Annotated in this window: 24 protein-coding genes; 22 read left to right on the forward strand and 2 right to left on the reverse strand. The window is 62.8% G+C overall.

The window, feature by feature from the left end; all coding sequences use genetic code 11:
* Positions 1–114 precede the first annotated feature (114 nt).
* The 6 genes from surE to rlmD all read left to right on the forward strand — a co-directional run bounded on the left by surE (position 115) and on the right by rlmD (position 6,375).
* Complete coding sequence (surE, locus tag M0D66_RS09640; protein WP_054039538.1) at positions 115–873, forward strand: 5'/3'-nucleotidase SurE; 759 nt, start codon at positions 115–117, stop codon at positions 871–873.
* Positions 870–1,961: a protein-L-isoaspartate(D-aspartate) O-methyltransferase gene (locus tag M0D66_RS09645; RefSeq protein ID WP_266210650.1), complete on the forward strand. Its 1,092-nt coding sequence runs from the start codon at positions 870–872 to the stop codon at positions 1,959–1,961. The genes surE and M0D66_RS09645 overlap by 4 nt, the downstream gene beginning before the upstream one ends.
* A gap of 5 nt (positions 1,962–1,966) precedes the next feature.
* Positions 1,967–2,893, forward strand: coding sequence for a peptidoglycan DD-metalloendopeptidase family protein (locus M0D66_RS09650; protein ID WP_093632652.1), 927 nt, complete (start codon positions 1,967–1,969; stop codon positions 2,891–2,893).
* Positions 2,894–2,904: 11 nt separating this feature from the next.
* Positions 2,905–3,975 carry an RNA polymerase sigma factor RpoS gene (rpoS, locus tag M0D66_RS09655; protein ID WP_054039479.1) on the forward strand — a complete coding sequence of 357 codons (1,071 nt, stop codon included), beginning with the start codon at positions 2,905–2,907 and terminating at the stop codon, positions 3,973–3,975.
* Positions 3,976–3,979: 4 nt separating this feature from the next.
* Positions 3,980–4,756, forward strand: a complete 777-nt coding sequence (locus M0D66_RS09660; RefSeq protein ID WP_200564512.1) for a 3'-5' exonuclease — start codon at positions 3,980–3,982, stop codon at positions 4,754–4,756.
* Between the two features lie 200 nt (positions 4,757–4,956).
* Positions 4,957–6,375: a 23S rRNA (uracil(1939)-C(5))-methyltransferase RlmD gene (rlmD, locus tag M0D66_RS09665; RefSeq protein WP_093632776.1), complete on the forward strand. Its 1,419-nt coding sequence runs from the start codon at positions 4,957–4,959 to the stop codon at positions 6,373–6,375.
* 106 nt (positions 6,376–6,481) lie between these two features.
* On the opposite strand, the gene M0D66_RS09670 is transcribed toward rlmD, so the two are convergent.
* Positions 6,482–7,342 (reverse strand): outer membrane protein assembly factor BamD, encoded by an 861-nt coding sequence (locus M0D66_RS09670; RefSeq protein WP_093632654.1) that lies wholly within the window; start codon positions 7,340–7,342, stop codon positions 6,482–6,484.
* Between the two features lie 38 nt (positions 7,343–7,380).
* Between M0D66_RS09670 and M0D66_RS09675 the strand changes: the two genes are divergently transcribed.
* The 14 genes from M0D66_RS09675 to M0D66_RS09740 all read left to right on the forward strand — a co-directional run bounded on the left by M0D66_RS09675 (position 7,381) and on the right by M0D66_RS09740 (position 22,919).
* Positions 7,381–8,655: an RluA family pseudouridine synthase gene (locus tag M0D66_RS09675; RefSeq protein WP_266210651.1), complete on the forward strand. Its 1,275-nt coding sequence runs from the start codon at positions 7,381–7,383 to the stop codon at positions 8,653–8,655.
* Complete coding sequence (pgeF, locus tag M0D66_RS09680) at positions 8,652–9,500, forward strand: peptidoglycan editing factor PgeF (protein ID WP_266210652.1); 849 nt, start codon at positions 8,652–8,654, stop codon at positions 9,498–9,500. Before M0D66_RS09675 ends, pgeF begins: the two co-directional genes overlap by 4 nt.
* 621 nt (positions 9,501–10,121) lie before the next feature.
* Positions 10,122–11,936 carry a class I poly(R)-hydroxyalkanoic acid synthase gene (phaC, locus tag M0D66_RS09685; protein ID WP_167378282.1) on the forward strand — a complete coding sequence of 605 codons (1,815 nt, stop codon included), beginning with the start codon at positions 10,122–10,124 and terminating at the stop codon, positions 11,934–11,936.
* A 135-nt stretch (positions 11,937–12,071) separates the two neighbouring features.
* Entirely contained in the window at positions 12,072–13,253 is a 1,182-nt protein-coding gene (locus M0D66_RS09690) for an acetyl-CoA C-acetyltransferase (RefSeq protein ID WP_093632777.1), read from the forward strand.
* A gap of 206 nt (positions 13,254–13,459) precedes the next feature.
* Positions 13,460–14,200, forward strand: coding sequence for a 3-ketoacyl-ACP reductase (locus M0D66_RS09695; protein WP_054039485.1), 741 nt, complete (start codon positions 13,460–13,462; stop codon positions 14,198–14,200).
* A 133-nt stretch (positions 14,201–14,333) separates the two neighbouring features.
* Positions 14,334–14,951, forward strand: coding sequence for a polyhydroxyalkanoate synthesis repressor PhaR (phaR, locus tag M0D66_RS09700; protein ID WP_054039487.1), 618 nt, complete (start codon positions 14,334–14,336; stop codon positions 14,949–14,951).
* Positions 14,952–15,340: 389 nt separating this feature from the next.
* On the forward strand, positions 15,341–16,387 hold the full coding sequence (locus M0D66_RS09705; RefSeq protein ID WP_266210653.1) for a tRNA-dihydrouridine synthase: 1,047 nt from the start codon (positions 15,341–15,343) through the stop codon (positions 16,385–16,387).
* A gap of 116 nt (positions 16,388–16,503) precedes the next feature.
* Positions 16,504–17,895, forward strand: coding sequence for a 30S ribosomal protein S12 methylthiotransferase RimO (gene rimO, locus M0D66_RS09710; RefSeq protein WP_054039491.1), 1,392 nt, complete (start codon positions 16,504–16,506; stop codon positions 17,893–17,895).
* A 3-nt stretch (positions 17,896–17,898) separates the two neighbouring features.
* Positions 17,899–18,855, forward strand: coding sequence for a sugar kinase (locus tag M0D66_RS09715; RefSeq protein WP_266210654.1), 957 nt, complete (start codon positions 17,899–17,901; stop codon positions 18,853–18,855).
* A 75-nt stretch (positions 18,856–18,930) separates the two neighbouring features.
* Complete coding sequence (gene bktB, locus M0D66_RS09720; RefSeq protein ID WP_211701633.1) at positions 18,931–20,115, forward strand: beta-ketothiolase BktB; 1,185 nt, start codon at positions 18,931–18,933, stop codon at positions 20,113–20,115.
* A 120-nt stretch (positions 20,116–20,235) separates the two neighbouring features.
* Positions 20,236–20,895 (forward strand): hypothetical protein, encoded by a 660-nt coding sequence (locus M0D66_RS09725; protein WP_266210655.1) that lies wholly within the window; start codon positions 20,236–20,238, stop codon positions 20,893–20,895.
* A 14-nt stretch (positions 20,896–20,909) separates the two neighbouring features.
* Positions 20,910–22,094: a cystathionine beta-lyase gene (locus tag M0D66_RS09730; RefSeq protein ID WP_266210656.1), complete on the forward strand. Its 1,185-nt coding sequence runs from the start codon at positions 20,910–20,912 to the stop codon at positions 22,092–22,094.
* 194 nt (positions 22,095–22,288) lie between these two features.
* Complete coding sequence (locus M0D66_RS09735; RefSeq protein WP_266210657.1) at positions 22,289–22,738, forward strand: hypothetical protein; 450 nt, start codon at positions 22,289–22,291, stop codon at positions 22,736–22,738.
* A 49-nt stretch (positions 22,739–22,787) separates the two neighbouring features.
* Positions 22,788–22,919 carry a hypothetical protein gene (locus tag M0D66_RS09740; protein ID WP_266210658.1) on the forward strand — a complete coding sequence of 44 codons (132 nt, stop codon included), beginning with the start codon at positions 22,788–22,790 and terminating at the stop codon, positions 22,917–22,919.
* Between the two features lie 50 nt (positions 22,920–22,969).
* Here M0D66_RS09740 and serB read toward each other — a convergent pair whose 3' ends face one another.
* Positions 22,970–23,809, reverse strand: a complete 840-nt coding sequence (serB, locus tag M0D66_RS09745) for a phosphoserine phosphatase SerB (RefSeq protein ID WP_093632778.1) — start codon at positions 23,807–23,809, stop codon at positions 22,970–22,972.
* 393 nt (positions 23,810–24,202) lie between these two features.
* Here serB and M0D66_RS09750 point away from each other — a divergent pair, with 393 nt between their 5' ends.
* Positions 24,203–25,459: a cytochrome P450 gene (locus tag M0D66_RS09750; RefSeq protein ID WP_266210659.1), complete on the forward strand. Its 1,257-nt coding sequence runs from the start codon at positions 24,203–24,205 to the stop codon at positions 25,457–25,459.
* A 224-nt stretch (positions 25,460–25,683) separates the two neighbouring features.
* The gene (locus tag M0D66_RS09755; RefSeq protein ID WP_266210660.1) at positions 25,684–26,682 is read left to right on the forward strand and encodes a Ku protein; all 999 of its coding nucleotides are present in this window, start codon (positions 25,684–25,686) and stop codon (positions 26,680–26,682) included.
* The last annotated feature ends 42 nt before the right edge of the window (positions 26,683–26,724 follow it).

Raw genomic sequence — 26,724 nt, forward strand, 5'->3', positions numbered from 1 at the left:
TCGTGCGCGATCGATACCCATCGGCGCGCGGCCCGGCGCGTGCGCTTTGCATGGGATACGCGCACGGCCTGCCGTGTCGTTCGCGTGCCTTCTTTCCTCGGTTACAATCGCCGCATGCGAATCCTACTCAGCAATGACGACGGTTATCTGGCGCCCGGCCTTGCCGCGCTTTACGAAGCGCTCAAGCCGATCGCGGACGTTACCGTGATGGCCCCCGAGCAGAACTGCAGCGGCGCGTCCAATTCCTTGACGCTGTCGCGTCCGCTTTCGGTGCTGCGCTCGGCGAACGGTTTCTACTACGTGAACGGCACGCCAACCGACTCAGTGCACATCGCGCTGACCGGCATGCTGGACCACACGCCAGACCTGGTTGTCTCGGGCATCAACAACGGCCAGAACATGGGCGAGGACACGCTCTATTCGGGCACCGTCGCCGCCGCCACCGAAGGCATCATGTTCGGCGTGCCGGCCATCGCTTTCTCGCTGGTCGACAAAGACTGGGTGCATCTCGAAGACGCTGCGCGCGTGGCCGCCGAGATCGTCGCGCACTACCTCAAGCAGCCGTTGCCGGGGCATCCGCTCCTGAACGTCAATATTCCGAACCTGCCGTATGAGCAACTCGACGGCTGGCATATCACGCGTCTTGGCAAGCGGCATCCGTCGCAGCCGGTGATCCGCCAGACCAACCCGCGCGGCGAACCGATCTACTGGATCGGCCCGTCGGGCAGCGCGCGTGACGCCAGCGAAGGCACCGATTTCCACGCTGTCGCCAACGGCCAGGTGTCGATCACGCCGTTGCAGCTCGACCTGACCCACACGCAAATGCTGCCCGCAGCGCGCGACTGGGCGCGCGCCGGTAGCGGCGCTTCATGACGAGCGAGCGCGCAAAGCGCTTTCCGCTCGGTCTCGAGGACCTGGTGCGCGAGCCGCGCCGGCCCGAAGGACGTCCGGGCGAAGTGCGCGCAGCGGCACTTGCCGCGAGCGCGGCGCTGAACGCACGCCAGCAACCGGCGAAGAACTCGCCGCTTGGCTCTGCGGGGAAGACCCAGGCGAAGTCGCCGGCGAGAGCGCAGACCCAACCACAAGTGACATCGCAAGCCAAGCCGCAGGCGAAGGCGCCGATCAAGGCGCCGGTGAACTCGACGCTGAAACCGCCTGTCAGCGCCCAGGCCAAGCCACAAGCCAAACCACACGCAACAGCGGTCGGACAAAGCTCGCCTGCGCGCGCCGCGCCAAAACCGGCGCCGGTGAACAAGCCCGCCGCCAAACTCAACGAGCGCGCCGCTGTGCCAAACGTCGCATTGAACGGCGCTTTGGCACTGACTTCGGAACGGGTTCGCGAACGGATGGTCGAACGCCTGCGTGCGAATGGCGTAACCGATCAGCGCGTGTTGAATGCGATGTCGGTGGTGCCGCGCCACATGTTCGTCGACCCGGGCCTCGCCGCTCAGGCCTACGAAGATGCCGCGCTGCCGATCGGCCATCACCAGACGATCTCCAAGCCCTCCGTGGTCGCGCGGATGATCGAACTGGCGGCCGCCGGCCGCACGTTGACCAACGTGCTCGAAATCGGCACCGGTTGCGGCTATCAGGCGGCGGTGCTGAGCCAGGTCGCGCGCGATGTTTACTCGATCGAACGCATCAAGCCGCTGTCCGAACGCGCGAAGACAAACTTGCGTCCGCTGCGCATTCCGAACATCCGGCTGCACTACGGCGACGGTCGCCTGGGGTTGCCGTCGGCGGCGCCGTTCGACGCCATTGTGATCGCCGCAGCAGGACTCGACGTACCGCAAGCATTACTTGAACAACTCGCGATCGGCGGCCGTCTGGTCGCGCCGGTCGGCTCGCAGGAAGGCCAGAACCAGGTGCTGACTCTGGTCGAACGCCTCGGACCCGCGCAGTGGCGCGAGTCGCGGCTTGATCGCGTTTTCTTTGTACCCTTAAAATCCGGAGTGATTTGACACCGATGAGTATGTTGCGCGCGATGCAAAGAACCAGACTGACTATCCCTATGACCGTAACCCAGCGTAGCGTGTGCGTGCTCGCCTTGTCCCTGTTGATGTCGGCCTGTGCGACCCGCCTCGATCAGGCGCCGGTCGTCGACCGTTCCGGCAGCGGTGCGCTCGGCACGCAAGCCGCGCAACAGCCGGCCGTGCCGCTCGGACCGCCGCCGCCGGGCTACTACCGCGTGAAGCCGGGCGATACGCTGTATCGGATCGCGTTGGAGAACGGCCAGAACTACCGCGACATTTCGACGTGGAACAATCTCACTAACCCGAATCAGATCGAAGTCGATCAGTTGCTGCGCGTCGTGCCGCCAGGTGCGAACACCGCCGCGCTGACGCCGGGCGTGTCGACGGCGCCGATTGGCGGTGGTGGCGCTGTGCAGAGCGCACCGCTCGGCAGTACGCCGCCGACGGCAGGCGTCGCGGCGCCGCCGATCTATGGTTCGGGTGCGAACAACGCCTCGCTGACGCCGCCGGCCAACCCGGGCGCAGCGAGCGATTCGAGCGCCGGCGCGTCCGGCAACGTGGCGTTCTCATGGCCGGTGCGTGGACCGATGCTCGGCACGTTCAACGATTCGACCAACAAGGGTATTAATATCGGCGGCGCGGCTGGCGACCCGGTTAAGGCTTCTGCGGATGGGCGCGTGGTTTATGCCGGAAATGGGCTGCGTGGTTACGGCAATCTCATTATCATCAAGCATGATGCAACTTATCTCACGGCGTATGCACACAACCGCGCTTTGATGGTAAAAGAGGGAGATGCGGTAACCAAAGGGCAGAAGATCGCCGAGATGGGCAATAGCGATTCCGACCGCGTGATGTTGCATTTCGAAGTTCGCCGCCAGGGTAAACCTGTCGACCCACTGAAGTATTTGCCGCCGCAATAAGCGATACGACCATGCCGAAATCGAAGCGCCGCCTGCCGCAAGCCGAGTCTGAGACGATTAGCCGCGTCACGCCCGCTTCGGTGGAGGAAAGCGGCGCTTCGGAAGTTGAAGAAGAGATCGCAGAGGAGCGCGATCTCGACGAACGTCAGGGCGGCGCGGAAGAACCCAGCGAGGCCCGCGAAGTCCCTGCCGACGCAGACGACTTCCGCGCGCTGCTGCAAGCCGAGCTGACGGCCGACACGATTCAGCACTACCTGAACCGTATCAGCGTCAAGCCGCTCCTGACGGTCGAGGAAGAGCAGAAGTATTCGCGTCTGGCGAAGGCGGGCGAGTTCGAAGCGCGGCAAGTGATGATCGAGCGCAATCTGCGGCTCGTCGTCAGCATCGCGAAGGGTTACCTCAACCGCGGCGTGCCGCTGCTCGATCTGATCGAAGAGGGCAATCTCGGCCTGATGCACGCCATCGAGAAATTCGATCCCACGCGCGGCTTCCGTTTCTCAACCTATGCCACATGGTGGATTCGCCAAAGCATCGAGCGCGCGATCATGAACCAGGCGCGCACGGTGCGTTTGCCGGTGCACGTGATCCGTGAGCTCAATCAGGTGCTGCGCGCGAAGCGCCATCTGGAAAAGAATTCGATGAATTCCGGCGAAGCCGCCGAACGCCGCGACGCGAGCATCGACGACATTGCCTATCTGACCGGCAAGACCACAGACGAAGTTACCGACATTCTCGCGTTGAACGAGCACACCGCGTCGCTGGACGCGCCGCTCGATCTTGACCCGGCGAGCAGCCTGCTCGACCTGCTGTCCGACGACCAGAGCCAGTCGCCGGATGCCGAAGTGCAGCACCGCGAGCTGGAAACGCTTACACGGGCATGGCTCGCGCGGCTGTCGGACAAGCATCGTCATGTGATCGAGCGCCGCTTCGGGCTGAATCACATCGAGCCCGCCACGCTCGAAGAACTGGCCGACGAAATGGGCCTCACGCGCGAGCGTGTGCGCCAGATCCAACAGGAAGCGCTGGTGCGGCTGAAGCGCTTCTTTGCCTCCAACGGTGTTCGGAAGGACGCCGTTCTATAACCTGATGACACCGATTCTTGTTTTCGACATCGAGACGATTCCCGATGTCGCCGGCATTCGCCGCCTCGAAGATCTGCCCGCCACGCTGAGCGACGCCGAAGTCGCCGAGCACGCTTTTGCCGCGCGCCGCGAAAAGACCGGCAGCGATTTCCTGCCGCACCACCTGCAGCGGATCGCCGCCATTTCCTGCGTGTTCCGCGACAACAACGGTTTCCGCGTGCGCTCGCTCGGCACGCTGGAAGACGGCGAAGCCGCGCTCGTGCAGTCGTTTTATCGCGTGATCGAAAAATACACGCCACAGCTCGTGTCCTGGAACGGCGGTGGGTTCGACCTGCCGGTCCTGAACTACCGCGCGCTGGTCAACGGCATTCCCGCCTCCCGTTTCTGGGACCTCGGCGAGGACGACCGCGAGTTCAAGTGGAACAACTACATCAGCCGCTATCACTCGCGTCACACCGATCTGATGGACGTGCTGGCGATGTATCAGGCGCGCGCCAATGCGCCGCTCGACGCGCTCGCGAAGATGTGCGGCTTCCCCGGCAAGATGGGCATGGACGGCAGCCAGGTGTGGAACGCTTACCAGGAAGGCCGCATCGAGGAAATCCGCAACTATTGCGAGACCGATGTCGTCAATACATACCTGCTGTATTGCCGCTTCCAGCTAATCCGCGGCGCGTTTTCGGCCGAAGAGTATGCTGACGAGATCAACCTGGTCAAAAATGCGCTGGCGTTGGAGGCGGCGCCGCAATGGGCCGAGTATCTGGCCGCATTCGATCAGTAAGCGGCTTGCTTATCGGTCTTGTTGAAACGAAACCGTTCGCCGCACACTAACGCAGTTGAGCGTCTGTTGGTAGCCGCCGTAGTGCGAAGCCGGGCGCAAGCGCCAGGCGTCGCCGTATGCTGATCGTGATCGAAGCGATCGGTGTGCGCGGCGCTTCGTCTACAATCTCGCCTTTCCCCAAGTTTGTCAGGAAGTCGCAGGTGTCCCGAACTGCCCCCCAACGCCGCTCGCCGAAGCGCCAGAAGGTGCCCGCTCCGGCGAAAGCGCACGTCATTACCGGCAATGAGCCGATCATCGAAATCGTTTCGCTCGACATGGAAGCGCGCGGCGTGGGCCGCATCGAGAGCGAAGACGGCACGCCCGGCAAGGTGATTTTTGTCGAAGGCGCGCTGCCCGGCGAGCGTGTCAGCTACTCGACGCATCGCAGCAAGCCGAAATTCGAGCAGGCTGAGGTCGTCCAGGTGTTCCGCGAAAGCGTGCTTCGCACCAAGCCGAAATGCACCTACTTCGATATCTGCGGCGGCTGCTCGATGCAGCATCTCGACATCCGCGCCCAGATTGCCGTCAAGCAGCGCGTGCTCGAAGACAATTTCCAGCATCTGGCGAAGCTGCGCCCGGAGACCGTGTTCCGGCCGATTCACGGTCCGGCCTGGGGATACCGCTACCGCGCGCGTCTGGCGGTGCGCTATCTGCCGGAAAAGGGCGGCATGCGCATCGGCTTCTACGAGAAGAAGAGCAGCTACATCTCGGACATGAAGACCTGCGAGATACTGCCGCCGCACATTTCGGCGATGCTGATGCCGCTGCGGTTCATGGTCCGCAAGCTGTCGATTTACGATCGTATGCCGCAGATCGAGCTCGCGGTCGGCTCGTCGGTCACCGCGCTGGTGCTGCGCAATCTCGCGCCGATCACCGCCGCCGACGAGCAGGTGCTGCGCGATTTCGCCGACGAACACAATATCCAGTGGTGGTTGCAGCCGGGCGGTCCTGACACGGTTGCGCCGTTCTATCCGCTCGACGCGCAACTCGACTACACGCTGCCGGAATACAACATCCGGATGCCGTTCAAGCCGACCGATTTCACCCAGGTGAATCACGCCATCAATCGCGTGCTGGTGAGCCGTGCGCTGCGTCTGCTGGCCCCGTCCAGCACGGACCGGGTGCTCGACCTGTTCTGCGGAATCGGCAACTTCACGCTGCCGCTCGCCCGGATTTCGAAAGAAGTGATGGGGATCGAAGGCAGCGAAGTGCTGACTTCGCGAGCGCTTGCCAATGCCGAGCTGAACGGTGTGGCGGGCCATACGTCGTTTGCTTGCCGCAACCTGTTCGAAGTCACCGCCGACGACATGCGCGCGCTCGGCCATTTCGACAAAATCCTGATCGACCCGCCGCGCGAAGGTGCGCTGGCTGTCGCCAAGGCGCTCGCGGAGATCGCGCAGAGCGGCAATGGGCCGTTGCCCAAGCGTATCGTCTACGTGTCGTGCGCGCCCGCCACGCTCGCTCGCGATGCGGGCCTGCTGGTGCATGAGGCCGGTTATCGGCTGGTGGGGGCGGGCGTGGTGAACATGTTCCCGCACACCTCGCACGTGGAGTCGATTGCGTTGTTCGAGCGGGACTGAGAGCGCTGGTTGCAGGCTGGTGCTTCATAGGCTGGGCGGCGACTGCGCAAACAAAAACGCCACGACCGAAGTCGTGGCGTTTTTGTTTAAGGCAGCTGGTCGAGGCTTAGAACTGCCACCACGACTTTTCCTTACCGGGCCTTGCGTGACCCGTGATATACGGGCTGTCAGGGAAGGTGCCGGCCAGAATGCGCTTCGTGTCGTCAGCCAGTTGCGGCTGGTTCAGCTTCTCATACGACAGCATCATGATGTGCAGTGCGTCTTCGATAGCCGGTGCGTTCTTGTATTCCTTCAACGCCAGTTGCGCGCGGTTGATTGCGGCGACATACGCACCACGGCGGTAGTAATAATCCGCCGCGTGGACTTCGTGCGAGGCCAGCGCATTCACGATATAGCGCATGCGTTGCGCGGCGTCCGGCGCATACTTGCTGTTCGGGTACTTGTCGACCACGACCTTGAACGCGTCATACGACTCGCGCAGCGACTTCGGATCGCGCTCGCTCATGTCCTGGCCAGAGAAGCGGCCGAACAGACCGAGGTCGTCGTTGAAGTGGATCATGCCCTTCAGGTAGTACGCGTACGCGATGTCCGGGTGATCCGGGTGCAGCTGGATGAAGCGGTCGATCGCCTGGTCGGCGGCGGCGTTTTCGTTATCTTTCCAGTTGCAATACGCGACGTTGATCTGCGCTTGCTGGGCAAAGTGGCCGAACGGATCGCGGCCTTCGAGCATCTCGAAATACTTGGCGCACTTGCCGAAATCACCACCGGTCAGAGCGTCGTTCGCCTCCGTATATAATTTGTTGTTGTTCCACGCAGCCGTCTCGTCGGTCTTTTCCGGCAGGCCGTGGCAAGCCGCAACAACGGCGACGGCTGCGGCGCACGCAATGTATCCGGCCACTTTCCGGGCCATCTTCTTGATGACCGCCAAATTGATCGCCGCTTTAGTGATGGTGTTCAAGGCTCGCATTTTCCAGTCTAGCTTTACGTCCAGGTGACCCAGACTCAATGACCCGCTCAAATACTCCAGGCGCCGCAACCGGTGCCGGGAATAGCAACAAAGATTATAGCGTAAGCGCTGACCCCTCCGACGCGTTGGGCGTCGATTCACTCGACGACGATCTCGGCAGCGACGCCCTCGCGGCCGCCGGCCCGGACAGGGTGCCAACCGTGGCGAGCCCCGTGGCGGACGAGTCGCCGCGCAGCGTCATCGTGCCCGACGAACTGGCCGGCGAACGCCTCGACAAGGTGCTCGCCCGAATCTTTCCGGAGTTTTCACGTAACCGGCTGCAAAGCTGGATCGAGTCGGAGCGGGTGCGCATCGACGGCAAGCCGGCCAAAATCCGTCAGCCGGTGCCGCTTGGGGCGACCATCGAGCTCGTGCCCGATCTGCTGCCTGAGCAGCTCGCGTTCACGCCCGAGCCGGTGCCGCTCGAGATCGTCTACGAGGACGACACGCTGGTGGTCATCAACAAGCCGGCCGGCATGGTCGTGCATCCGGCGGCCGGCAACTGGAGCGGCACCGTCCTCAACGGTTTGCTGTACCGCTATGGCGATGCCGCAGCCGGCTTGCCGCGCGCCGGTATCGTGCATCGGCTCGACAAGGAAACGTCCGGTCTGATGGTGGTGGCGCGCACGCTCGAGGCGCAGACGGATCTGGTGCGCCAGCTGCAGGCACGCACGGTGAAGCGCCGTTACCTTGCGCTGGTATGGGGCAACATGCCCGAAGAGGGCACGATCGACGCGCCGATTGGCCGCGATCCGCGCGAACGCACGCGCATGGCGGTGGTGACGAGCGCATCGGGCAAAGCGGCGCGCACGCATTTCCGGCGCGTGGACACGGCGATCTGGCAGCGTCAGCCGGTCACCGCGATTCATTGCGATCTGGAAACCGGCCGCACCCATCAGATTCGCGTGCATTGCGCGCATATCGGCCATCCGCTGCTCGGCGATCCGGTTTATGGACGTGCACGCGGCAAGCGCTCGGTGACGCCGCTGCCGGACGGTTTCGCGCGTCAGGCGCTGCATGCATGGCGCCTCGGTCTGATTCACCCGAAAACCGGCCGGACCATGCAATGGCGCGCCGATGCACCGGAAGACATGCAGGTGCTGTCGGCGGCGCTTGGCCTGGGGCGTGACGATGCGGGCGAGTTCGACGAGACGTACTACGAGGAAGACGACTACGACGCTTCGCTTGACGACGATATCGATGAAGACGGCGACGGCGAGCACGACGAAGACCAGGATCACGATGACGAACATGACGAGGACGGTCACGCATGAGTTTGCCCGAGCTGAGCTTTGCCGATGTTGTGCAACCCGCATGGAACGTATCGCCGCGTGTGCGTGCGCTCGTCACCACCCGTAACGGCGGTGTGAGCGAGCCGCCGTTCGGCCGTTGGCAGGATGGCGCTGATCAGCCTGGCGGCCTGAATCTGGGGATGAAAAGCGGCGACGATCCCGCCGCGGTCGCAACTAATCGCGCACGCTTGCTGAGTCTGGCAGGTGTAGGCGAGGCCGCGTGGCTTGAACAGATTCACGGCGCCGGCATCGTGCGTGCGGAAGATGCGCTCGCACAGACTCAGGCAAGCGGTACGCCGACACGAGCGGACGCCAGCGTCACCGATCGGCCGGGCACGGTGTGTGTCGTGATGGTCGCCGATTGCATGCCGGTGTTGTTGTGCGACGAAGCAGGGCGCGCGGTCGGCGCGGCCCATGCCGGCTGGCGTGGTCTGGCAGCGGGTATCGTCGAGCAGACTGCACAGCGTGTGGCCAGTCTCGCCGGTGTGGAGGCCGCATCGTTGCATGCCTACCTCGGTCCGGCGATCGGCCCGGGCGCATTCGAGGTGGGTGCAGATGTGCGTGACGCCTTCATGAACGGCGTGGACGGCGCACAACGCGAAGCCACCGCGAATGCATTCATTACGCATACGCAAAATCCTGGCAAATATCTCGCCGATCTCGCGGCGCTGGCGCGCTTGCGCTTGCAACGGATTGGTGTGACGCGCATTGTCGGCGGCGATCTGTGTACGGTCACGCAACGCGAACGTTTCTATTCCTATCGCCGTGATCGCGAGACAGGGCGCATGGCTGCGCTGATCTGGCTGGACGATCAGGCTACGCGTTAGTCCGGCACTCAATCATCCACGCACGGCCGCATGATGGCGCTTCGATTTATCAGCGCCATCATGCGGCCGTGGCGTTTCTCGCCGTTGCCTCGATTAGCGCGATGTGTTCCCGCAAGCATCCGTATGAGGGTTTATTCGGAGATACGTTGCGTGCTTTTGCTGCGCTGCCGGAATTTGTCGCGCGCACGTTAATCTGCCGCTCAAAGTGCGCGCGAGTGAACGGATAAATACGCATAAATATGCACAAGCCCATGCAATAGGGGAGCTTTTTTTGCTTATGCGAGCACTTATCAACCCATGTTCCAAAAGCGCGATCTGCTATACAGGGAAAACGATAATTAAAAAACTATCGCACTGCGGCAAAATCGGGAACAAGCATTGACATGCCTTGCGATGGGGAGCAAGAATGTTCCTCACAGCTCCTCGTACATGGGACAGGGCGTGACGAGGTCGCGAGCAATCGCCCACGTGCGCATGAACCTGCCTCTCAACCCGTCCGCAAGGACTCACCGGTCAAAAGCAGGTATGGCAGCATCACATTCCTCAGCTTCTCCCAGCACGGACTCCTCGACGGAGCACACGCAGCAGGCCGGTACGAGCGGCGCATCACCAGCCGCAGGCATGCAGCAGTTACTGGACGCCTGGATGAACGCATGGCGTTCGCTAGGCACGCCGCCTGGTGGCAGCGGCATACCTTTTCAGATGCCGCAGGTGCCCCAGATGCCGCCAATGGGCTTGCCGCAGATACCGTCGTTCCCCGGCATGCCTGATTTCAGCAAACTGGCTGCGGGATCCCTGCCGTCAATGCCTTCATTCGCCGGACTCAATGTCCCGAGCGCCGCGATTCCATCGGAGCGTTTGCAAAAGCTGCAAGCCGATTATTCGCGTGAGGCGATGGAGTTGATCCAGCAGGCGGCCACCTCCACGACGAAAGCCCCCGAACTCAAGGACCGCCGTTTCAGTTCCGACGCGTGGAGCGCGACGCCGGCCTATGCATTTACCGCTGCGTGGTATCTGTTGAACGCGCGTTATCTGCAGGAAATGGTCGACGCACTCGAAACGGAACCGAAGATGCGCGAGCGCGTTCGGTTCGCGGTTCAGCAATGGACCGCAGCCGCATCGCCGAGCAACTTCTTCGCGTTGAATCCGGAAGCGCAAAAGACCTTGCTCGATAGCAAGGGCGAGAGCTTGCGCCAGGGCGTGATGAATCTGCTGGGCGATATGCAGCGCGGCAAGATTTCGCAAACGGACGAATCGCGTTTCGTGGTCGGCGAAAATCTCGCGAACACCGAAGGCTCAGTGGTGTTCGAGAACGACCTCATTCAGTTGATTCAGTACAAGCCGCGCACGGCCACCGTGCGTGAGCGACCGCTGCTGATCGTGCCGCCTTGCATCAACAAGTTCTACATTCTCGATCTGCAGCCGGAGAATTCGCTGGTCGCGCACGGACTCGATTCGGGTCATCAGGTGTTCCTGATTTCGTGGCGCAACGCGGACGCATCGATCGCCGGCAAGACGTGGGATGACTACGTGAGCGAAGGCGTCCTCAAGGCGATCGAAACGGTCAGCAAGATCAGCGGCCGCGAGCAGATCAACACGCTGGGTTTCTGCGTGGGCGGCACCATGCTTGCCACGGCGCTGGCAGTAGCGGCCGCGCGCGGTGAGCATCCCGCCGCGTCGATGACCTTGCTTACCGCGATGCTCGATTTCTCGGACACGGGCGTGCTCGACGTATTCGTCGACGAGGCGCATGTGCAGATGCGCGAGCAGACCATCGGCGGCAAGAACGGCGGCAAGCCCGGATTGATGCGCGGCATCGAATTCGCTAACACCTTCTCGTTCCTGCGGCCGAACGATCTGGTGTGGAACTACGTCGTCGACAATTACCTCAAAGGGCGCACGCCAGTGCCGTTCGATCTGCTGTACTGGAACAGCGATTCGACGAGCCTGCCGGGCCCGATGTATGTCTGGTATCTGCGCAACACGTATCTCGAGAATCGTCTGCGCGAGCCGGGTGCGGTGACCACCTGCGGCGAGCCGGTCGACCTCTCGAAGATCGACGTGCCCACCTTCATCTACGGTTCACGCGAAGACCATATCGTGCCGTGGCAAACCGCCTATGCGTCGGTGCCGCTGCTCTCCGGGCCGCTGAAGTTCGTGCTCGGCGCGTCGGGTCATATCGCTGGCGTGATCAATCCGCCGGCGAAGAAAAAGCGCAACTACTGGGCGCTGGAAGGCGACGTCAAGACGTTGCCGGAAAGCCCGGACGAATGGCTCGACCAGGCGACCGAAGTGCCCGGCAGTTGGTGGCCCGAATGGACCACGTGGCTCGATCAGTATGGTGGCAAGAAAGTGAAGCCGCGCGCCACGGCCGGCTCCGCCGAATTCCCGGTGATCGAACCGGCGCCAGGGCGTTATGTGCGGCAACGGGAGTAGGCTTCAGCGCGTCTGAGGGCGCGGTGGTGTGGCGGTATGAGTGCGCGTCCTGATAGACGCAAGGGCGCATTGGCAACAAGATTTTTAACTTGACGGGCAGCGGCGTATTTAGCCGATGTCCCGGAGGATATGGAAATGACTGATGTTGTGATCGTATCGGCCGCCCGTACGGCAGTTGGCAAATTCGGTGGGTCGCTGGCGAAGATCGCTGCGCCCGAACTCGGCGCTACCGTGATTCGCGCCGTGCTCGAACGGTCTGGTCTGAAGCCTGAGCAGGTCAGCGAAGTCATTCTGGGGCAGGTGCTGACGGCAGGCTCGGGGCAGAACCCGGCGCGTCAGTCGCTGATCAAGGCGGGGCTGCCCACGGCGGTGCCCGGCATGACAATCAACGTGGTTTGCGGCTCGGGGCTGAAGTCCGTGATGCTGGCGGCCAACGCGATCATCGCGGGTGACGCGGACATCGTGATCGCCGGTGGTCAGGAAAACATGAGCGCCGCGCCGCACGTGCTGCCGGGCTCGCGCGACGGTTTTCGCATGGGCGACGCAAAGCTGATCGACTCGATGATCGTCGACGGTCTGTGGGACGTCTATAACCAGTATCACATGGGCGTGACAGCAGAAAACGTCGCCAAGGAATACGGCATCACGCGCGAGCAGCAGGATGCGTTCGCGGCGCTGTCGCAGAACAAGGCGGAAGCCGCGCAGAAGTCGGGCCGTTTCAACGACGAAATCGTGCCGGTCGAAATTCCGCAACGCAAGGGTGAGCCGCTGCGTTTCGCAACCGACGAATTCGTACGTCACGGCGTGACGGCTGAATCGCTGGCGGGTCTGAAGCCGGCATTCTCGAAGGAAGGCTCGGTGACAGCGGCCAATGCGTCGGGTCTGAACGACGGCGCGGCGGCGGTGCTGGTGATGTCGGCGAAGAAGGCCGAGGCGCTCGGCCTCACGCCGCTCGCGCGCATCAAGGCGTACGCCACCTCGGGTCTGGATCCGAAGGTGATGGGCATGGGCCCGGTGCCGGCCTCGCGCCGTTGTCTCGAACGCGCGGGCTGGACGCCGGCCGATCTGGACCTGATGGAAATCAACGAAGCGTTTGCCGCACAGGCGTGCGCCGTGAATCAGCAAATGGGCTGGGACACGTCGAAGATCAACGTGAACGGTGGCGCGATCGCGATCGGCCATCCGATCGGTGCGTCCGGCGCCCGGATTCTCGTCACGCTGATCCATGAAATGCAGAAGCGCGATGCGAAGAAGGGTCTGGCGTCGCTGTGTATCGGCGGCGGCATGGGCGTGGCGCTGGCGCTCGAACGCGCTTGATGGACCTTCAGGTCTTGAGGTCTCAAGCAGGCTCAGACAGGTTTTAGCAGGCGGTAAGCAGGGTTGCCGCGCGCCACATTGCAGCAGGTAGTGCGCGGTGAGCAATGGCCTCGTCGGCCGGTCGCCCGGCGGCAGCGGAGATGAAGCACAGGCGAGGGAAGAGGTAGCCGGTCGGCACCTCGAAAACGAAAAACGGAGTGTAGTTTATGACACAGCGAATTGCGTACGTAACGGGCGGGATGGGTGGCATCGGCACAAGCATTTGCCAGCGTCTGCACAAAGAGGGCTTCAAGGTGGTCGCCGGCTGTGGCCCGAACTCGCCGCGCCGCGTGAAGTGGCTCGAAGAGCAGAAGGCACTCGGCTACGATTTCATTGCGTCCGAAGGCAATGTCGGCGATTGGGAATCGACCAAGGCGGCGTTCGACAAGGTCAAGGCCGAAGTCGGTGAGATCGACGTGCTGGTGAACAACGCCGGTATCACGCGCGACGTCGTGTTCCGCAAGATGACGCACGAAGACTGGACGGCGGTGATCGACACCAACCTGACCAGCCTCTTCAACGTCACGAAGCAGGTGATCGACGGGATGGTCGAGCGCGGCTTCGGGCGGGTCATCAACATTTCGTCGGTGAACGGCCAGAAGGGGCAGTTCGGCCAGACCAACTACTCGACCGCGAAGGCCGGTATTCACGGCTTCACGATGTCGCTGGCGCAGGAAGTGGCCACCAAGGGCGTGACGGTCAACACCGTGTCGCCGGGCTACATCGGCACCGATATGGTCAAGTCGATCCGCCCGGATGTGCTGGAAAAGATCGTTGCGACGATCCCGGTGCGCCGTCTCGGTCAGCCGCAGGAAATCGGCTCGATCGTGGCATGGCTCGCCTCGGACGAATCGGGTTTCTCCACGGGCGCGGATTTTTCGCTGAACGGTGGTTTGCATATGGGCTGAGTCACCGGCGCACCGCTCACAAGGCAGCGCGCTTCGACTCAGATGGTTCCGGCGGCGTCCCGGTTGCACAATTGCCCGATTGTGCGCCGGCATGACGCCGTTTCCGCGCTCAACTCGCGCTCAAAGGCGTTACATGACCACTACTACAAAGAAAACAGCCGAACGACTGATCAAGAAGTATCCGAATCGCCGGCTCTACGATACCGAGACAAGCACGTACATCACGCTGACGGATGTTAAGCAGCTCGTGCTGGATCAGGAGGATTTCAAGGTCATCGATGCGAAGAGCAACGAGGATCTGACGCGCGCCATCCTGTTGCAGATCATTCTCGAAGAGGAGAGCGGCGGCCTGCCGATGTTCTCGTCCTCGATGCTGTCGCAGATCATCCGTTTCTACGGCCATGCCATGCAGGGCATGATGGGCACGTATCTGGAGAAGAACATCCAGGCCTTCATCGACATTCAGGCGAAGCTCGCCGACCAGTCGAAGAATCTGTACGAAGGCAAGGCGATGAACCCCGAAGTCTGGTCGCAATTCATGAACATGCAGGCCCCCATGATGCAGGGCATGATGACCAGCTACATCGAACAGTCGAAGAACATGTTCGTGCAGATGCAGGAGCAGATGCAGAACCAGGCTAAATCGATGTTCGCTACCTTCCCGTTCACGCCAGGTGGACCGGTGAATGCGGCAGGCGGACCGGCCACACCGGCTACGCCGCAAACCAATCCGGAGCCGGAGAAGAAGTAACGGCGCGACGCCGACGCGGCGACTGGGTCTTTACGGGTCGGCCCCATGGCCAAACAACGGTGCAGGAGTGGTGTGCCCGTCGCTCGATGAGGCGGCGGGTGGGCCACGGCGGCCTGCGTGCCGGGCGCAAGCGGACGGGCGCGGTACAATTACGGGTTGCGTGCGCTGGTGCTGTTGCAGGGTGTGGTCTTCGTGATCTTTTTGATCCCGTTACCCCTCAGGCCGCGGCGCAGCGTCCCATTTGTCGCCGTCGCCACCGCTGTATCCCAGCCCCACCTATGTCACAGACCCGTTTCCCTACCATCCCCACGCTTTCGATTCCGAAGGCCGGATTTGTCAGCTTTGGCTGACCGTACGATTCGCAGAAGCAGCCTGGGCGCCATTCCCACATGAGCCAGCTGTTTCTTGCGCCCATGGAGGGGCTTGCGGACTACGTATTGCGCGACGTGCTGACCAGCACGGGCGGATTCGAAGGCTGCGTTTCCGAATTCGTCCGAGTGACGGGCTCGGTGCTTCCCGAACGTGTCTACGAGAGGGATACGCCCGAAGTCCTCCACGGAGGACGCACACCCTCCGGCACGCCGATGGTGATCCAACTTCTTGGCAGCGATCCTGAATGGATGGCGCTGAATGCGGCCCAGGCGGCCAGTCTGTCGCCGCATGGACTCGATCTGAACTTCGGCTGTCCAGCCAAAGTCGTCAACCGGCACGGTGGCGGCGCGATGCTGCTCGCGCATCCTGAACAACTGAACCGGATTGTTTCGTCCGTTCGCGCCGCGGTGCCTGCCGGCATCGCCGTGACCGCAAAAATGCGGCTCGGCGTGTCCGATACGTCGCTTGCGATCGACTGCGCCACGGCGCTGGCGGAAGGCGGCGCGGCCTCGCTCGTCGTGCATGCCAGAACGCGCGACCACGGCTACCGGCCGCCGGCCCACTGGGAGTGGATCGCGCGTATCGACGACGCCGTGGACGTGCCGGTCACCGCCAACAGAGAAGTCTGGACGGTTGCCGACTGGGAGCGGTGCCGGGCCGTTAGCGGTTGCGCGGATGTAATGATCGGGCGGGGCGCCGTGTCGGATCCTTTCCTGGCATTGCGCATACGGGGACTGATGGAGCAGACGGCTTCCGCCGAGGAATGGCCGGCTGTACTGGGTTTACTCGCCGACTACCTGAGAAAATTGCAGGCCCGCGTCGCGGCCCGCCATGAGCACGGGCGCGTCAAAATGTGGCTCAGCTATCTGAAGCGGACGTGGCCGCAGGCTGCCGAACTGCATACGGCCATCCGGCGCCTGCATGATTCGCGCGACATTCTTGACGTGATCGAGCGCGCCCAGGCACTCAATGGCTTGATCCCGATGCCGGCGCATCAATACGCGGCCGATCCGGCAACGCCCCGCTACGTGGCCGACTGCACGGTCGCCGGCGCGGTACAATAAAGGGTTGCGTGCGCGGGACGCTGTCCGGGCCGTGGTCTGACTGACCATTGGCCCTTGGCCTTGCCGCACCGTCCCCATTTGTCGCCATCGTCACCGCTATACGCCGGACCCATCCTATGTCGCAGACCATTTCCCCCGCCGTGCCGACCCCTTCGACTCCGAAGGTCGGTTTCGTCAGCCTCGGCTGTCCTAAAGCGCTTGTCGATTCCGAGCAGATCATCACGCAGCTGCGCGCCGAGGGCTACGAGATCTCCGGCACGTACGACGGCGCGGACCTCGTCGTCGTCAACACGTGCGGCTTCATCGACGAAGCGGTGCAGGAAAGCCTCGACGCGATCGGCGAAGCGCTCAGCGAAAACGGCAAGGTGATCGTCACGGGCTGTCTCGGCGCCAAGCAGAGCGCGAGCGGCTCGAATCTGATCGAAGAAGTGCATCCGAAGGTGCTGGCCGTGACCGGTCCGCACGCGCTGGGCGAAGTGATGCAGGCGGTGCACAATCATCTGCCGAAGCCGCACGATCCGTTCATCGATCTGGTGCCGGCTGCCGGCGTGAAGCTCACGCCGCGTCACTACGCCTATCTCAAGATTTCCGAAGGCTGCAACCACCGCTGCACGTTCTGCATCATCCCGTCGATGCGCGGCGACCTCGTGTCGCGCCCGGTCGCCGACGTGATGCTCGAGGCGGAGAACCTCTTCAAATCCGGCGTGAAAGAACTGCTCGTGATTTCGCAGGACACGAGCGCATACGGCGTCGACGTGAAATACCGCACCGGCTTCTGGAACGGCAAGCCGATCAAGACGCGCATGACCGATCTGGTCGGCGCGCTCGGCGAACTCGCGGCGCAATACGGCGCATGGGTCCGTTTGCATTACGTGTATCCGTATCCGAGCGTCGACGAAGTCATTCCGATGATGGCCGAAGGTCCGTTCAAAGGCCACGTGCTGCCGTATCTGGATGTGCCGTTCCAGCACGCGCATCCGGAAGTGTTGAAGCGCATGAAGCGTCCGGCCAACGCCGAGAAAGTGATGGAACGCGTGAAGGCGTGGCGCGAAATGTGCCCCGATCTGACGATCCGCAGCACGTTTATCGCGGGCTTCCCGGGCGAGACTGAAGAGCAATTCCAGACGCTGCTCGATTTTATTCGCGAGGCGGAGCTGGATCGGGTCGGCTGCTTTGCTTATTCGCCGGTCGAAGGCGCGAGCGCCAACGAACTCGACGGTGCGTTGCCCGACGAAGTGCGTGAAGAACGCCGCGCGCGTTTCATGGAAGTGGCCGAAGAAGTGTCGGCCAAACGGATTGCGAAGAAGGTTGGCAAGACGCTGAAAGTACTCGTCGACGAGATCAATGCCGACGGCGGCATCGGCCGTACCGCGGCGGATGCGCCCGAGATCGACGGCGTCGTGTACATCGCACCGGCCACCAAGGCGTCCAAGCGTTATAAGGTCGGCGATTTTGTCTCGGTAAAGATCACCGGCGCCGACGGTCACGATCTGTGGGGCGAGGTCTAAGCAATGACGGTGAGCACCGCCGGCACGCCGGCAACCCGGCCTCCGCGTCCGGAGATCCTCGCGCTCGGCGAGGCGATGATCGAGTTCAACCAGTCGGCTAAAGATCAGCCGAACTATCTGCAAGGCTTCGGCGGCGATACGTCGAACTTCTGTATCGCGGCAGCAAGGCAGGGCGCGAAGACGGGTTTTGTGTCGGCCGTGGGCAGCGACCATTTCGGGCGTCTGCTGATCGATCTGTGGGAACGCGAACAGGTTGAGACGTCGCTCGTGCGCGTCGATCCGCACGCGCCCACCGGCGTCTATTTCGTCTCGCACGGTCCCGCAGGTCACGCGTTCGACTATCTGCGCGCGGGTTCGGCCGCGAGCCGCTACGCGCCGCACGATTTGCCGCTCGATGCGATCGCCGCGGCCAAAGTCATCCATTTGTCCGGCATCAGTCTCGCGATCAGCTTAAGCGCCTGCGACGCCGCGTTGGGGGCGATCGAACATGCGCGCGCGAACGGCGTGCGCGTGAGTTTCGACACCAATCTGCGTTTGAAGCTGTGGCCGCTCGCAAGAGCGCGCGCGGTGATGCTCGAAGCCATTCGTGGCACCGACATTTGTCTGCCGAGCTGGGACGACGTAACCGAGCTCACCGGCTTGACCGGCCGTGACGAGATCGTCGACTTTCTGCTGTCGCACGGTCCGCGTGTCGTGGCGCTCAAGCTCGGCAAGGAAGGTTCGTATATCGCCACGCCGGATGAGCGGCGCGTCGTGCCGGGCCACGTCGTCAACGCGGTCGATGCGACTGGCGCGGGGGATTGCTTCGGCGGCGCATTCATCGCGCGCCTCGTCGCGGGTGACGATCCTTTTCAGGCGGCGCGTTATGCGAACGTCGCCGCGGCACTGTCTACGCAAGGTTACGGCGCGGTCGCGCCGATCCCTTCGCGCGCGACGGTCGAACACATCCTGGCCGGCTGACAGTAACGCGCTCCGAGGCGCGCGCCGCAGCCTGCCAGGACATGATTATCTTGAGACACTAAACAGGAGCGAGCGATGCAACGAGACGTGGTGGTGGTAAGCGGGGTGCGTACGGCGATCGGCGGTTTTGGCGGCAGTCTGAAGGATTTTCCGCCGACCGATCTCGGCGCACGCGTCGTGCGTGAAGTGCTGGCGCGCGCGAACGTGTCGGGCGACGAAGTCGGTCACGTGGTGTTCGGCAACGTCGTGCATACCGAACCGAAAGACATGTATCTGGCCCGCGTGGCCGCGATCAACGGCGGCGTTGCGCAACATGCGCCCGCGTTGACCGTCAACCGCCTGTGCGGCTCGGGCCTGCAGGCCATCGTCTCGGCCGCGCAAAGCGTGCTGCTCGGCGACGCCGACATCGCGATCGGCGGCGGCGCGGAAAACATGAGCCGTGCGCCGTATTCCATGCCGGCTGCGCGCTTTGGCCAGCGCATGGGCGATGCGCGCCTCGTCGACATGATGGTCGGCGCGTTGAACGACCCGTTCCAGTCCATCCATATGGGCGTGACCGCTGAGAACGTCGCCCGCAAGTACGATATCTCGCGCGAAACGCAGGATGCGCTCGCGCTCGAATCGCATCGCCGTGCGGCCAACGCGATTACGAGCGGCTACTTCAAGGACCAGATCCTGCCGATCACGATCCCGTCGAAGAAGGGCGACGTCGTGTTCGATACGGATGAACACACGCGTATGAACGCAACGGCCGAAGACTTCTCCAAGTTGAAGCCGGTGTTCGCCAAGGAAAACGGCACGGTGACGGCCGGCAACGCCTCGGGTATCAACGACGCCGCCGCGGCGGTCGTGCTGATGGAACGCAGCGTCGCCGAAAAGCGCGGCATCAAGCCCTTGGCGCGGCTGGTTTCGTACGCGCATGCAGGCGTCGATCCGGCCTACATGGGCATCGGCCCGGTGCCGGCGACGCGCAAGGCGCTCGAACGCGCCGGCCTGACGGTCGCCGATCTCGATGTGATCGAAGCGAACGAAGCGTTTGCCGCTCAGGCGTGCGCGGTCAGCAAGGAGCTCGGTCTTGATCCGGCCAAGGTCAATCCGAACGGTTCGGGCATTTCGCTCGGTCACCCGATCGGCGCAACCGGCGCTCTGATTACCGTCAAGGCGTTGTATGAGTTGCAGCGCATTGGCGGCCGCTATGCGCTGGTGACGATGTGTATCGGCGGCGGGCAGGGCATCGCGGCGATCTTCGAACGGATCTGAAGCTGAGGCGGGGCAACGTGACGCCACGCGAGGCGTCGCGCTGGCCCCGCCGAACTGAGCCCGGTAGCAAGCGGCTAGCAAACGAGTATCGAGCAGTATCAGGCAACAAGGAAAGAACGGATGCAGGAATCCAAAGCGATGAAGGGTGTGACGCGCCGGCGCGGTTGGGCAGTCCTCCAGGGGCACTTCCTTCGGGGTTTAGTGAGCACGGCCGCATTGCTGTGTGTCGGCGCCGGGGCTGTGCTGCCCGCGCAGGCATGGGCGGAAAGCGACGCGGTGAAGGAACTGGCGGCGCCCCCGCCGATTCAGTTGCCGCTCAAGCCGAGCCCCGAATTCGCGAAGTTTCCGCGTTACGCCGGCATGCTGGGTTCGCGTCAGATCGTGCTGCGTCTCGGCGCGAAAACCGACGATCCGGCCGGCGTGCACGGCGAGTATCAGTACACCGACACCGGCGAGGTGATCCTGATCGCGGGTGACCGCGACGGCGATACGCTCGAAGTCGAGGAGTCGAACGACGGCACGCATATTACCGGCAACTGGGTGGGCAAGTTTGCCGCCGACGGCTCGGTGGCGGGCGACCGGATGAACGTCGACGATTCCGACCCGCAGCCATTCGATCTGAAGCCGCTGGCAGCGGGGCAGGCTGTGCCGGCTGCTTCAGCGAGCGCCGGTGCTGCCGCTAACAAAGCTGCGTCCGCCGGCAGCGCAGCAGCGCCTGCCTCGGCGACAGGCGGTGGTCACGCCGTTGGCGGGGTGAGCAACCTGCAAACCGGCGAATAAGATCTACCTACACCATGACCCAATCCAAACTCAAACGCGGCCTGCAAACTAGCATCGTGCGTCACGAAGACCAGCTTACGCCGGGCTTCGAATCCTTCTCGACGCCGGTGACGCGCGCTTCGACCGTCGTGTTTCCCGATCTCGCGACGATGCGCGCGCTCGACTGGAAAAACGACGCGCAATGGCGCTATGGCCTGCACGCCACGCCGACTTCGCTCGCGCTGGCGCAGCGGCTTGCCACCATCGAAGGCGGCAATCACGCGTTGCTGCAGCCGTCGGGTTTGTCGTCGATTTCGAACGTGTACTTCGGCCTTGTGAAGACTGGCGACGACGTGCTGATTCCCGATAACGTCTACTCGCCGAACCGCGATCACGGCGACTGGCTGGCGCGCGATTTCGGCATCACCGCGCGCTACTACGATCCGATGATCGGCGCGGGCATCGCGGATCTGATCCAGCCGAATACGCGTTTGATCTGGCTCGAAGCACCCGGTTCGGTCACGATGGAAGTGCCCGACGTGCCTGCCATCACCACGGTGGCGCGTGCGCGCAACGTCATCACGGCGATCGACAATACCTGGTCCGCAGGGCTCGGTTTCCGGCCGTTCGACCACGGCGTCGACATCTCGGTGCAGGCCTTGACCAAGTACCAGTCAGGCGGCGGCGACGTGCTGATGGGCGCGACGATCACGGTCGATCGCGAGTTGCATCTGAAGCTGAAGGCCGCGCGCATGCGCACGGGTATCGGTGTGTCAGTGGATGACTGTTCGCTGATTCTGCGCAGTCTGCCGAGCATGCGCTTGCGTTTCGAACAGCATGACCGTGCAGCGCTCAGCCTCGCCCACTGGCTGAAGACGCGTCCGGAAATTGCCGCGGTCCTGCACCCGGCGTTGCCCGACTGTCCGGGGCATGAGTTTTTCAAGCGCGACTTTACCGGCGCCGGCGGACTGTTCTCAGTGGTGTTCGACGCACGTTACAGCGCGGCGGAAATCGACACGTTCTGCGAGTCGCTCGAGCTGTTTTCGCTCGGCTGGAGCTGGGGCGGTGCGCACAGTCTCGCGATGCCGTACGACGTCGCCTCGATGCGCACGGAAGGTCAATGGCCGTATCGCGGCACGCTGGTCCGGTTCTATATCGGCCTGGAAGAAGAAGCCGATTTGCGCGCGGATATCGAACAGTGCCTGACGGCGCTGAGTTGAGCGTCTGAGCGCTGGCTGCTGATTGCCGGCGATTGCAGAAGTCGAGAAAGCCCATTGTGACGTGTTCACGATGGGCTTTTTGTTTTGTCAAGATGGCCAGTAAGCCTAACCATTCGGCCGAATGGTCGGCGCCGGATCCCGACGCTACGATGGTGCGAACTTTACTAACGGTTGCCGCACTATGGTGAGTTTCGATGAATCTTTTTTTCTGGATGTTACTGAATCTTGGCGTGCCGATTGTCGGCCCGATCTTTACGCTAGCGCTCGTCGCACCCACGCACGGCTGGCGCGTCGCGAAGGCGTTGATCGCCGCATCAGTGAAAGACGGCCAACTGTTCTGGTGTGCGATCGGGCTGTGCGCGGCCGCGGTTTATGAGGCGGTGACCGCGCTGGAGCGGGGAAATGGCGTGGTGCCGATCCTGGCCTTCGCCATCGCCGGACTCTGCATCGTGGCGTTTTCCTGTTCCACTATCGTCATGTCGGCGCTGGTCAATGCGCATCATGACCGGGCGGGCACGCAAGCTCACAATCGGCGGACACCGGACGTTGCCGGTTTGTTATCGCCCGTAGCAATTGGCGCCTCTATTTTTGCAACGGCCGTCGCCGCAGTTCTGTTTGCAATCCTACACGTGCGCCTGATTTAGTTTTTTTAGATAACGCAGCAATTATACTAATCAGCTTAAGGAGGCACTCATGCACAAACTATTCACGTTTCTGGAATCCGACGAAAATTTCGCTCGTGTTGTGAAGTGGGCTAACGTTGTGAACGGCACCGTTGCGGTCAGCGTGTTAGGTGTGTTCCTGATCAGCTATCTCAACAAATAATGCTCTTGTCAGCGCTGGCCGCCATCGCATCGGCCGGCGCAAACCCGGCTTCAAAACAGGCGCAGCAAACCATCCAGCCCAACGTGGTTGAACGCCACACTGGCTGCTTCGCGCACTACCGGCTTCGCACGGAACGCTACCGAAAGTCCGGCAGCCGCCATCATTTTCAGATCGTTCGACCCATCGCCCATCGCAATCGCGCGGGTTGACTCGATGCCCAGTTGGGCGCATGTCTCGCGCAACGTGCGTGCTTTCACGTCGGCGTTGACGATTTCGCCGATTACCTTGCCGGTCAACTTTCCATCCACGATTTCGAGCGTGTTCGCGTGCGTGAAATCGAGGCCGAGTCTGGCTTTCAGTTTTTCGGTAAAGAACGTGAATCCGCCCGACACCAGCAGCGTTTTCAATCCGGCCGCTTTCGCGCCGGCCAGCATTCGTTCGGCGCCCGGCGAGAGTTGCAGCCGCTCTTCATAAACGCGTTCGAGCGCGCCGGCGTCGAGCCCCTTGAGCAGTGCCACGCGGCGAGTCAGGCTCTCATTGAAGTCCTTGATTTCGCCGCGCATCGACGCTTCGGTGATCGCGGCGACTTCCGCTTTCAATCCGCAGAAGTCGGCGATTTCGTCGATGCATTCGATCGTGATCAGCGTCGAATCCATGTCCATCGCGACGAGGCCGAAATCACGCAACTGGCGGCCGGGTTCGACAAACGCGTAGTCCAGTTGATGCGTGCTGCAATAGACCTCAAGGTCGCCGCGCTGCGCAACGTTCGCGTCGGCGATACGAATCGCGTTCGCGTCGATAACATTGGCGCGTGAGCCGCGCGCAAGCGCGACGAGCGTTTTGTGGTGGTCGGCGGAAAGAGGCGCGGTGCTTTGGATGACGAGGTTCATGGACGACGCATTGAAGCAGAAAAGGGCGGCCGCGCGAGGCGCGCGGAAAATTCCGTCATTGTAACGGTTCGGCGGCATGCGGCCCGCAGGGGCAGCCGACAAAGGGCGACAGGTATCCGCGGGCGGCACTCGAGCCGACGGGCGGCAATTGGCCAATAGACAAACAAACGACCGGCCAGGAGGCCCATCGCCTGGCGCATCGCGTATCCATTCGGGCAATCCACCGTGCAACGATCAGGCGCCCGCGTCATACTGGCGCTTCGAACGACGCCTCGCAGCCTATCGAACCCGCCAAGCCCGTCGCGCCCAAAAGGCGCGCAGCACACCCGCACGTGGCTAGCCTCGGCAAGGTATCGGCACCCATGACGAGGCGCACTACCACGGAGACAAGCAATGCCCCCTGCGACAGTCAGCGACGCGTCCGCCCTCGCACGCGATTTCGATCTGAGGCAACTGAGCCCCGCGTTCTATGCCGACCCATACCCGGTCTACCACGCGCTGCGCACCCATGAACCGATCAAACGCATGCCGGACGGCTCGCTGTTTCTGACGCGTTTTCGCGACGTGCAGGCGGTCTACCGCGACCCGAAAACATTCAGTTCCGACAAGACCGTCGAATTCAAACCGAAGTACGGCGACTCGCCGCTCTACACCCACCACACCACCAGTCTCGTCTTCAACGATCCGCCGCGTCACACGCGGGTGCGCAAACTGATCGCCGGCGCGCTGACGGCGCGCGCGATCGCGGCCATGGAGCCGGGGCTGATCCGCCTCGTCGATGGTTTGCTCGATGCAGCCGCCGCGCGTGGCCGGATCGATCTGATCGGCGAGTTCGCGTCGGCGATTCCGGTCGAGATCATCGGCAATTTGCTGGATGTGCCGCACGCTGAGCGCGAGCCGTTGCGCGACTGGTCGCTGGCGATACTCGGCGCGCTGGAGCCGTCGCTGAGCGAGGCGCAGCTCGAACGGGGCAACCGTGCGGTCAGCGAGTTTGTCGACTATCTGCGCGATCTGGTGGCACGGCGCAGGCGCGAGCCTGGCGATCCGCAACACGACGTGCTGACGCGCCTGATTCAGGGCGAACAAGGCGAACAGGGCGGCGAGCAATTGTCGGAAGCGGAACTGCTGCAAAACTGCATCTTCATCCTGAACGCCGGTCATGAGACCACCACGAATCTGATCGGCAACGGCCTCGTTACGCTCACCGGCTGGCCGGAGCAGCGCGCCGCGTTGCTGCGCGAACCGTCGCTGATCGAGTCGGCGGTCGAAGAGTGTTTGCGGTTCGAGAGCTCGAATCAGCTGGGTAACCGGATGGCCACCGTCGACACGGAGATCGGCGGCATCGCGGTGGCGCGCGGTACGCCCGTCACGCTGTGCATCGGCGCGGCCAATCGCGACCCCGAGCAGTTCGCGAAACCGGATCGCTTCGACATCCGCCGTGATCCGAACCGGCATCTGGCGTTTGGCTTCGGCATTCACCAATGCGCGGGGTTGTCGCTCGCGCGACTCGAAGCGCGTATCGCCATTGGGCGCTTCGTGCAGCGCTTCCCGGCGTATCGGCTCGACGGCGAGCCAACGCGCGGCGGACGGGTGCGGTTTCGCGGCTTCGCTGCGGTCCCGATCGAACTTGAACCGGCAAGCGGTGGTTGAAGATCGGCGCTTGCCGAGCACCGTTAGACGAGCCGACAAGCGCCGTATCTTTTGCCGACATGACGCAAGACTTACAGCCGATGCCGGCGGCAACCTGCACGGCGCCACGGCGGCAATAGCGCCCAGAACCGTGGCAGCCACCGCCGTACCGCGCGAGCGAAAGCGCGCAAAACCGTGGCACGCTTGCTGCTTCACCAAAGGTCTCAGGCCTTGGGGAGCGCACGATGGCACACATGATCTGGAAGGGCGCAATCAGCTTTGGCCTCGTCCACGTTCCGGTGCAGTTGTATCCGGCGACGCAGTCAGAGAAAGTCGGCTTCAATCTGCTGGACAAGCGCTCGATCGATCCGATCGGCTACAAGCAGATCAACAAGCGCACCGGCAAGGAGGTGGCGCGCGAGAACATCGTGCGCGGTTTCGAGTACGAAAAGGACAAGTACGTCGTCCTCTCCGACGACGAGATTCGGGCGGCCAATCCCGAGTCGACACAGACGGTCGATATCCTCGCCTTCATCGACGCACCCGACATTTCGTTTCTCTATCTCGACACGCCATACTTCCTGACGCCTGACCGCAAGGGCGAAAAGGTGTACGCGCTGCTGCGCGAAGCGATGAAAGCGTCGGGCAAGATCGGCGTGGCGAGTGTCGTGCTGCACAACAAGCAGCATCTCGCGGCACTGATTCCGGTCGGGCCGATGCTGGCGTTGAACACGTTGCGCTGGGCCGTCGAGGTGCGCGACTTCGACGAATTCAAATTGCCGCCGGAAGGAATGAAGGCGGCCGGCGTGACCACGCGCGAACTCGACATGGCGAAAAAGCTGATCAACGACATGAGTGACAAGTGGGATCCATCGCAGTATCACGACACCTTCCACGATGACATCATGGCGCTGGTCGACCGAAAGATTCGCGCGGGTAAGACCGAGGAAATCACCGAGGTCGAGGCGCCGCGCGAATCGCGTCAATCTGCCGACATCCTCGATCTGTCCGATCTGCTCAAGCGCAGCCTCGGTCGCGGCAAAGGCAAGCCGGCGGCGGGCGCGCGCAAGCATGCCGCGGACGATGACGAGGAGGGCGGCGATGCCGATGCCGAAGCAGCCGCGCCAGCCCGCAAGAAGCCGCGTGCAGTGCGCTCGGCGGCCACGGGCCGCAGCGGTGGCAAGACCAGTGGCGCCAGCGCCAAGTCAGCCCCGGCTGCACGCAAACGGCGTGCGGCCGCCTGATCGCTCGCTTGATCGATAACACCGCACCAGCTCGATCCACGA

It is taken from the genome of Paraburkholderia sp. SECH2 (assembly GCF_030464795.1).
Taxonomy (GTDB): domain Bacteria; phylum Pseudomonadota; class Gammaproteobacteria; order Burkholderiales; family Burkholderiaceae; genus Paraburkholderia; species Paraburkholderia aspalathi.

What these genes read in the sequence shown, in the direction of transcription:
- surE (WP_054039538.1), top strand. Translation starts at nt 115, where the DNA reads ATGCGAATCCTACTCAGCAATGACGACGGTTATCTGGCGCCCGGCCTT.
- M0D66_RS09645 (WP_266210650.1), top strand. Translation starts at nt 870, where the DNA reads ATGACGAGCGAGCGCGCAAAGCGCTTTCCGCTCGGTCTCGAGGACCTG.
- M0D66_RS09650 (WP_093632652.1), top strand. Translation starts at nt 1,967, where the DNA reads ATGAGTATGTTGCGCGCGATGCAAAGAACCAGACTGACTATCCCTATG.
- rpoS (WP_054039479.1), top strand. Translation starts at nt 2,905, where the DNA reads ATGCCGAAATCGAAGCGCCGCCTGCCGCAAGCCGAGTCTGAGACGATT.
- M0D66_RS09660 (WP_200564512.1), top strand. Translation starts at nt 3,980, where the DNA reads ATGACACCGATTCTTGTTTTCGACATCGAGACGATTCCCGATGTCGCC.
- M0D66_RS09670 (WP_093632654.1), bottom strand. Translation starts at nt 7,342, where the DNA reads ATGCGAGCCTTGAACACCATCACTAAAGCGGCGATCAATTTGGCGGTC.
- M0D66_RS09675 (WP_266210651.1), top strand. Translation starts at nt 7,381, where the DNA reads ATGACCCGCTCAAATACTCCAGGCGCCGCAACCGGTGCCGGGAATAGC.
- pgeF (WP_266210652.1), top strand. Translation starts at nt 8,652, where the DNA reads ATGAGTTTGCCCGAGCTGAGCTTTGCCGATGTTGTGCAACCCGCATGG.
- phaC (WP_167378282.1), top strand. Translation starts at nt 10,122, where the DNA reads ATGCAGCAGTTACTGGACGCCTGGATGAACGCATGGCGTTCGCTAGGC.
- M0D66_RS09690 (WP_093632777.1), top strand. Translation starts at nt 12,072, where the DNA reads ATGACTGATGTTGTGATCGTATCGGCCGCCCGTACGGCAGTTGGCAAA.
- M0D66_RS09695 (WP_054039485.1), top strand. Translation starts at nt 13,460, where the DNA reads ATGACACAGCGAATTGCGTACGTAACGGGCGGGATGGGTGGCATCGGC.
- phaR (WP_054039487.1), top strand. Translation starts at nt 14,334, where the DNA reads ATGACCACTACTACAAAGAAAACAGCCGAACGACTGATCAAGAAGTAT.
- M0D66_RS09705 (WP_266210653.1), top strand. Translation starts at nt 15,341, where the DNA reads ATGAGCCAGCTGTTTCTTGCGCCCATGGAGGGGCTTGCGGACTACGTA.
- rimO (WP_054039491.1), top strand. Translation starts at nt 16,504, where the DNA reads ATGTCGCAGACCATTTCCCCCGCCGTGCCGACCCCTTCGACTCCGAAG.
- M0D66_RS09715 (WP_266210654.1), top strand. Translation starts at nt 17,899, where the DNA reads ATGACGGTGAGCACCGCCGGCACGCCGGCAACCCGGCCTCCGCGTCCG.
- bktB (WP_211701633.1), top strand. Translation starts at nt 18,931, where the DNA reads ATGCAACGAGACGTGGTGGTGGTAAGCGGGGTGCGTACGGCGATCGGC.
- M0D66_RS09725 (WP_266210655.1), top strand. Translation starts at nt 20,236, where the DNA reads ATGCAGGAATCCAAAGCGATGAAGGGTGTGACGCGCCGGCGCGGTTGG.
- M0D66_RS09730 (WP_266210656.1), top strand. Translation starts at nt 20,910, where the DNA reads ATGACCCAATCCAAACTCAAACGCGGCCTGCAAACTAGCATCGTGCGT.
- M0D66_RS09735 (WP_266210657.1), top strand. Translation starts at nt 22,289, where the DNA reads ATGAATCTTTTTTTCTGGATGTTACTGAATCTTGGCGTGCCGATTGTC.
- M0D66_RS09740 (WP_266210658.1), top strand. Translation starts at nt 22,788, where the DNA reads ATGCACAAACTATTCACGTTTCTGGAATCCGACGAAAATTTCGCTCGT.
- serB (WP_093632778.1), bottom strand. Translation starts at nt 23,809, where the DNA reads ATGAACCTCGTCATCCAAAGCACCGCGCCTCTTTCCGCCGACCACCAC.
- M0D66_RS09750 (WP_266210659.1), top strand. Translation starts at nt 24,203, where the DNA reads ATGCCCCCTGCGACAGTCAGCGACGCGTCCGCCCTCGCACGCGATTTC.
- M0D66_RS09755 (WP_266210660.1), top strand. Translation starts at nt 25,684, where the DNA reads ATGGCACACATGATCTGGAAGGGCGCAATCAGCTTTGGCCTCGTCCAC.